At 34.4% G+C, this 6440-nt stretch carries 5 protein-coding genes and 1 pseudogene; 4 read left to right on the top strand and 2 right to left on the bottom strand.

From position 1 onward, the window contains the following. The first annotated feature begins 1111 nt into the window (after positions 1 to 1111). From PV403_RS24645 to PV403_RS24635, 3 genes are all read left to right on the top strand, one after another. Entirely contained in the window at positions 1112 to 1489 is a 378-nt protein-coding gene (locus PV403_RS24645) for a hypothetical protein (RefSeq protein WP_332086271.1), read from the top strand. A 545-nt stretch (positions 1490 to 2034) separates the two neighbouring features. Continuing rightward, entirely contained in the window at positions 2035 to 2445 is a 411-nt protein-coding gene (locus PV403_RS24640; RefSeq protein WP_332086270.1) for a hypothetical protein, read from the top strand. 331 nt (positions 2446 to 2776) lie between these two features. Continuing rightward, positions 2777 to 3316: a GNAT family N-acetyltransferase gene (locus PV403_RS24635; protein ID WP_332086268.1), complete on the top strand. Its 540-nt coding sequence runs from the start codon at positions 2777 to 2779 to the stop codon at positions 3314 to 3316. A 277-nt stretch (positions 3317 to 3593) separates the two neighbouring features. Here the strand turns inward: PV403_RS24635 and PV403_RS24630 are convergent, their stop codons facing one another. Further along, the gene (locus tag PV403_RS24630) at positions 3594 to 4067 is read right to left on the bottom strand and encodes a hypothetical protein (RefSeq protein ID WP_213535853.1); all 474 of its coding nucleotides are present in this window, start codon (positions 4065 to 4067) and stop codon (positions 3594 to 3596) included. A gap of 233 nt (positions 4068 to 4300) precedes the next feature. Next, positions 4301 to 5383 carry a hypothetical protein gene (locus PV403_RS24625; RefSeq protein WP_332086266.1) on the bottom strand — a complete coding sequence of 361 codons (1083 nt, stop codon included), beginning with the start codon at positions 5381 to 5383 and terminating at the stop codon, positions 4301 to 4303. A 615-nt stretch (positions 5384 to 5998) separates the two neighbouring features. Here PV403_RS24625 and PV403_RS24620 point away from each other — a divergent pair. Further along, positions 5999 to 6224: pseudogene (locus PV403_RS24620) on the top strand (excalibur calcium-binding domain-containing protein). The last annotated feature ends 216 nt before the right edge of the window (positions 6225 to 6440 follow it).

The following is a 6440-nucleotide window of genomic DNA, read 5'->3' as shown; positions in this document are numbered from 1 at the left end:
AACTTCATGTTAGAGCGACCTCCTGATGTGGATTTTAAGGGCTTTTGACCCGTTGCGTACTCCCATCGTACAGAGGCGCTCTTTTTTATTCAAACTCCAAATTTTTCGTTTTACAGGAATTCTAACGAGAAAACGATAGTTTAAGAAGAACCAGTAAGCAACCGATCTACAGAGCGGTTGCTTTTTCTTTAATATTGGGCAGAATAGTTTAACAAACACTAGAATTAAATTCATATCTAGATTGAATGTTTATCTCATTAACAGAGAGCTAATATAAGAAAAGGTGCCCATATATCAATAGGCACCATAAGTGTTCGGGGATACTTTAGATTATTGATGGAGATGTCTAGCCAGTCACTACATAAAAGCCAAAGTTCCGTTGTCGGTTACTTTGGCCTTTATGGAGGTGACTCAATTATTCTTTAATTTGACCAATAACATTCATGACATCATCAAGAGTACCTGTTATTGTAGAGGCAGTATAGAAATGATCCGATGTCATTAAATGAACGACCTTTCTATTCTCCCCATCTACATAGGCAGATCTGCGGAGGACGAAGTTTCCCGGTATGTTATCCTGAATAATCGGATGCGTAATATACCGCTGAAGCCTTTAACCGATGCAGTGACGACACAGAGGGCCAATGCGTCCGTATGAAATTTTCCTGAAGGATGGATACATCGTCGTGAACTTCGACATTGAATCGATCCGGAACGGAAATCTAAATAGCCGCATTTGCAGTACATTCATGCACCACTTATGAACCAGTGGTAGCTTGAAGACTACCGAAACAATGTGCTTGATTCTTACAACAGTCACTATTCGCTCAGTGATGGTGATATTGTCTTCTATAACACCGATAAATCGATTCGTAACGATTTCAGCTCCTAAAGACAACACCCTTAAGAAAGCTCCTAAGGGCGTTTTTGACTGTCTGAGGACATGTTGATTTCTATCAAAACTGAATTCAAGAAATTCGTTTAGTATTGTAATTTTTTACAGTAAATAGTATAAAATACATTAAATAAGGTTTTGTTTTTTTATTCTTCAAAAATTTGGAATTAGGATAAAAAGAGCGGGAATACTAATTATTGAAAGGTGGTATTTTTGATGATAAAAAAAGTTTTGACAACCTTTGCAATAACGATGATTTCTGGAGCTTTCATAACTATAAATTCAAATTCTGCAATCAATGCGGATAGCTCCTCCCGTTCAAAAGCAAATGAGACGATAACAAATACTACTGTTTCCCCAGGTTCAGAACTAAAAACTCCAGAAGAGACTAAAGATTTTTATCCCTTAGATCTTAGTGACGTAGGTACAATTACTACGCACCAGGGTAGGTTTTCCCGAGTAGTAGAGCAAACTATCTTCGATGAGTCTCAAATTGCACGGGAGATGAAGGAAATTGGTCCAAATACAATGCAAATCATTCTTGATTACGGAATCTTTTCACGAATATCAGAATCAGAATATCGATCTAAATAAAGAAGGAGCAGTTGTCATGGACAACTGCTCCTTCTTTATTTAGATTACTGTTACTGAACATATCCATTTCCGGATATAAGGATCTGCACCGAGATTTTAAACTTCAATACGATAAGTACCTGCTGGGACCTGATTCCAAATGATCGTGGCATTAGTCCCCGTATAATTACCATAAAGTGTTTGAGAGTCTAAACAAGTAAATTGCAGGTACAATGAGTAAAAAGAAATAGCCAAAGCATCTAATTAATAAAGGGCAACTGCTCCCTTTTTGCTAATCAGCAGGATAACAAAGCTTCCCAACCGTTGGAATGTGGTTTCAGTAGAATTGTATAAAAAATTGAACAAACGATTCTGAACATTCAGCTAACGGAAAAACGTTAGGTCAATAACAGCATGGAGCAGTTTGCCGGTGGTCAGCTGCTCCATTTTCCGTTAAGTTAACCGGCAGGTTAACTTTCTGCTCCTTCCTCCTTTACTTATCGCAACTTATAGCAATCTTTCAGGTATAACTTATATAGATTCTAAAAAAAGGAGTCAACGACAACGTGAAAACGAAAAAGAATATATTATTTCTTCTAATCGCATTAATACTGGCAGTAATTGTCTTACTAAGTTTTTGGCTTTACTCTAGTAAAGCTTATTATCCAACGCTTCCTTTTGAAGGTGTATCAAAGAAAGAAGTTGTTGAGAAATTAGATAAGAGTAACAATGAACTAGTTGAATTAGCAAATGTTAATGGGTTTTATTGGCTCGGTTATAGCGGAAATCAACAAGAAGGAAGAGACAAAGTCATAAGGGAAATGGAGGGTCAAGGGTTAAAGTATGACTCTTATGAGGGTTCTGGGATATTTTTTGAAGGTGAAGGAAGGATTATTATAACAGGGCAGATGTGGACTAGCGATTATGTATTATACAAAGTGCCAACAGAAAGTTATTTAGGTGCAGGGGATCATTAACTTCACAACAGGTTGATTACGCTAACGGAAAAACGATAGTTCAAGAAGAAAAACTAAGCAACCGATCAATAGACCGGTTGCTTTTTCTTTATGCTTTTGGGCAGTTTAACATAATCGATAATACTTATGATTAAATTGAAAACATATTATTTCAAGTTTTAGTATACGACAAAACGCGAGAAATTTTATTTGTTTTTCTATATTCTGGTATAATGAAACTAATTTAGAATTTCAGGAATGATTCATTAAAGGTGATTGAAAAGTAGCTTCCTATGTCTCTTTTTAATCTGACTAAATACACCAAATTATTTGAAAAGAGGAATATACTTATATGTACCAAGATGGGAATTTGTTAATTAGGCCAATTGAATATACTGATCTTTTTCGCATTTGGGAATTAGAATATAAGGATGAAAAACCCGAATGGAAGAGATGGGATGCTCCTTATTACCCTCATCAATCTCAAACTTATGAAGAATTTTTACCAATCGGCGAAAGCTGGATAAATAAACCAACCCCTTGGGTAATTGAAGTAGATGGAATTGTACGGGGTATGGTTTCTTATTATTGGGAACATGAACCTTCGAAATGGCTTGAAATGGGAATTGTATTTTATGAGAGTGGTTCATGGGGCAAAGGACTCGGAACACGTGCATTAAAGTTATGGATTGATCATTTGTTCGATACAATGCCACTTGTCCGTGTAGGTTATACTACATGGTCAGGCAATGAAAGAATGATTCGAGTTGGTGAAAAATTAGGGATGAAAAATGAAGCGCGAATACGCAAGGTACGTTTCTATAATGGGAGTTATTATGATTCCATTCGTATGGGGATTTTAAGAGAAGAATGGGAAAATACTTTTAAGTAGCCTAATTTATATTATATCTAACTACAACACTGTGAAGTAACGTTCAAGTAACGGGAAAACGTTAGCATGATGACTTCATGAATAGTTCATATCCTTTAAATAGAAAAAGGACTCCACATCCCCAATGTGAAGAGCCCTTTTGTTTATAAAGTAGTGGCAGCTGTAATTACTTTTAGGTTACAAAATCACCCTGTTCTTTCAACTAGCTTAATAACGGTGGTTCTTTACGACTCACATGGTCTAAGTTCGGCACCTAGCATTTACAAGAAGAGCACTCTTAATAATATCCTTTTGAAGCTATAGCAACTGCACTAAAATATAGATTTCTTTTTTCATACTCTTGGTTTTCCGGACTTAATTCTTCTAAAAATTCTACTGAATTCATCTCATCTTCAGTGAGCGCACTTGGTCTCCAAAATGACAGCTGAAGGTCTTTAAAAGTATAACACACTCCCATTTCAGCCTCTTCATTTCTAAAATAAGGTGTTTTTTCGTCGATCTTCTCTACTAAGCTGTTGGCTTTCGTCTTAAATACATCAATTCCATCGTAGAGTAATTGAAGATCAAACTCATCAAACGGATTACTTATTTCTATAAATTTCAATTTATCATTTTCATCATACTCGCATCTGCTAATCAGATTTTCAAGATAGCCACCATCCTTTAAGATCTCATGAACTTCTGATTGGCTCATTCCTAATTTTACAGTACCAATCCCGATAAAGGGTGAGATAATCATTATATTCTCCATTAAAACTGCCTCTCCCATCAATATTAAAATAAATTCTTAGATAATTTATACAAACCAAAAATAAGCCACTATAATTCACTAATTTATCTTATATAAATTTATCGGTTTGTATGGGGAATTTAATCCACAAGCTTAGAAAAAAATCTATTTTTAGGTAATCAATAGTATTATATAAGAATTACCTATTAAATTAAAGAACCTCTCATTATAAAGAGAGGTTCTTTAATTTTTGATTATTTGATTGGAATATTAAAATATTGATGTGCGTAGAAGAGGGCATCAGACAACGCATATCTATATTTATTAGCCAGAGTACCGTAACCTCCACCAGGATCAGCTATCTTTTTAAGATTATCAACTGTGAAATTTAACAGCTCCTGATATTGTTTGTTCTTCAAATATTGAAGCTCTTTAGCACGATAGTTTTGTGCTTCAGTACTATTCGCATGGTTTGGCGTCAATTTATGATCTTTTGTTAACATTCTCATTGCGGGACCCGCATATGAACTTAGACCTACACTTTTTAATGCTGCAGAAGAAACAATATGGTGTCTCTCACCACCCATTGCAGCCATTTTACCATAGTGTCCACCTGAAAAATGGTATCTTACTTGATTATATTTACCTTTGTTTGAATAGTTATAAGTACTACCACTATCTTTAACTGTAATATCATAAATATAAGCTTCAGCAACAGCTACTGGGGCAGCATTCCAAGTGAAGACCTTTCCTGTATTAGCCTTAGTCTTGCTGAATCCTGAAACCGTTCCTTTTTGCCAAGTAGTTCCGTTTAGTGTCTGTCGTTCTACATCACCGGTTATTGAATCAACTGCATTACCTTGAAGAATTGAAAGGGTAACGAAAAATCCCGCAGAGGTAGTTAAATAGGTCATTTTCCAAGTACTATCTGGACGAACAGCAAAAGGGGATACTAGACTTTCAGGACTTGAAAACAAATAGTATTCATCCAATACATACTCTGGTTCAGGTTCTCCTAAACCATATAGTTCCATTATTTTAGCTCTGTCTTCAGAGGATACAGTTGACGAAAAATCTTCATCTATTGAATTATCAATGTCTTCTTCAATACTTAGTGATTCAGTAATCTCAGACGGTAATTCCCCCATATTAGGATCTATTTCTTCAATAAATTGCGCTAACTCAGGGTAATTGTAGATGTCTTTAGCATTAATGCTTATTAGTTCTGATGACTCTACATTTTCATTACTAGCCAACACTTGACTATTTGGTACAAAAAGCAATGATACAATCAATACACTAACTAGAAAATAATTTAGTAATTTCTTAAGAGACACTTGAATAATCCACCTTCTGTTTTGTTATTTATTGGGTGATTTTTCTGGTCAAATTAATAAATTAATAAGAGAAAACTTGAAGATTATTCATTTTATACTATATACATCTATGTACATTAATTTCATTCTTTAATTTCATAACAGTTAGATATAGACATATCTTTTCCAAATAAAGGGTGAACTTAGCACTTGCTAAAGACATGTAATAAAATATAAATAATAAATGTTTTTAACTCTAAATAATTCTATTAAATTAAACCCATTTTCAACCAATAAAATTATTATAATATTCCAAGTTTAATATTGTCAATATTAACTATATAATCAAAAACGGATGTTTTCGCGTTAATAAAACGACCAGTAGTAGAGTGCCTTTTCACCCAGGTTCATACGTTTGTTACAGATTTTCAACAATGGACAAGTAGTTGACTACGGATAAAATTGAGAAATATTCACCCTGTAGTTCAATCAGTACTATAGTTTGTATTAAATAATATCCAATATATTAAAAAAAGGATAATAGAGTTATTTTCTATACTGTAGAAAGGAAGTGTTACTATTAATATCAAAAAGGTATTTGTGACTGTTCTATCTCTTGGACTTTTTATTGGACCAATGATAGGATCAACTGGCGTAGCAGAAGCAAAAGTAAAAGTAGTTACATATAAAATTGCACAGAGTTGAATAAGGTGTATAAAGGCGGCGTAGCTCGTTCATCATCAACCAAAAATAAAGGTGGAAAAACAAAATATAAACCTCATGTTTCTAAAGCTCTATATGAAGCCAATAAAAAAGTGATAGAGACAAAGACGGTATAGCCTGCGAAAAATATGTGGATTGATTAGTAATAGACTCTTCTTGTGTTGAAGGGTCTATTTTATATTGCAAGATTTGTTTAAGCTGAGGCCAAGTCAATATCTGTTTCATTCAACTCCCTCGAAATGATTTAAATAACTCACTCTGGCTCATGAATTCGCAGGATTTCTCCTTAGTCAAAGTGTGAAAAATGAAAGCTTAGGAGTAGCAAGTGGCTGAGGTGTCGTAAAAGGGCATAGGA

Origin of the sequence: Paenibacillus sp. GYB006 (genome assembly GCF_036577645.1) — a bacterium.
Lineage (GTDB): Bacteria > Bacillota > Bacilli > Paenibacillales > Paenibacillaceae > Paenibacillus.
This window is presented reverse-complemented; position numbering and strand designations above follow the sequence as displayed.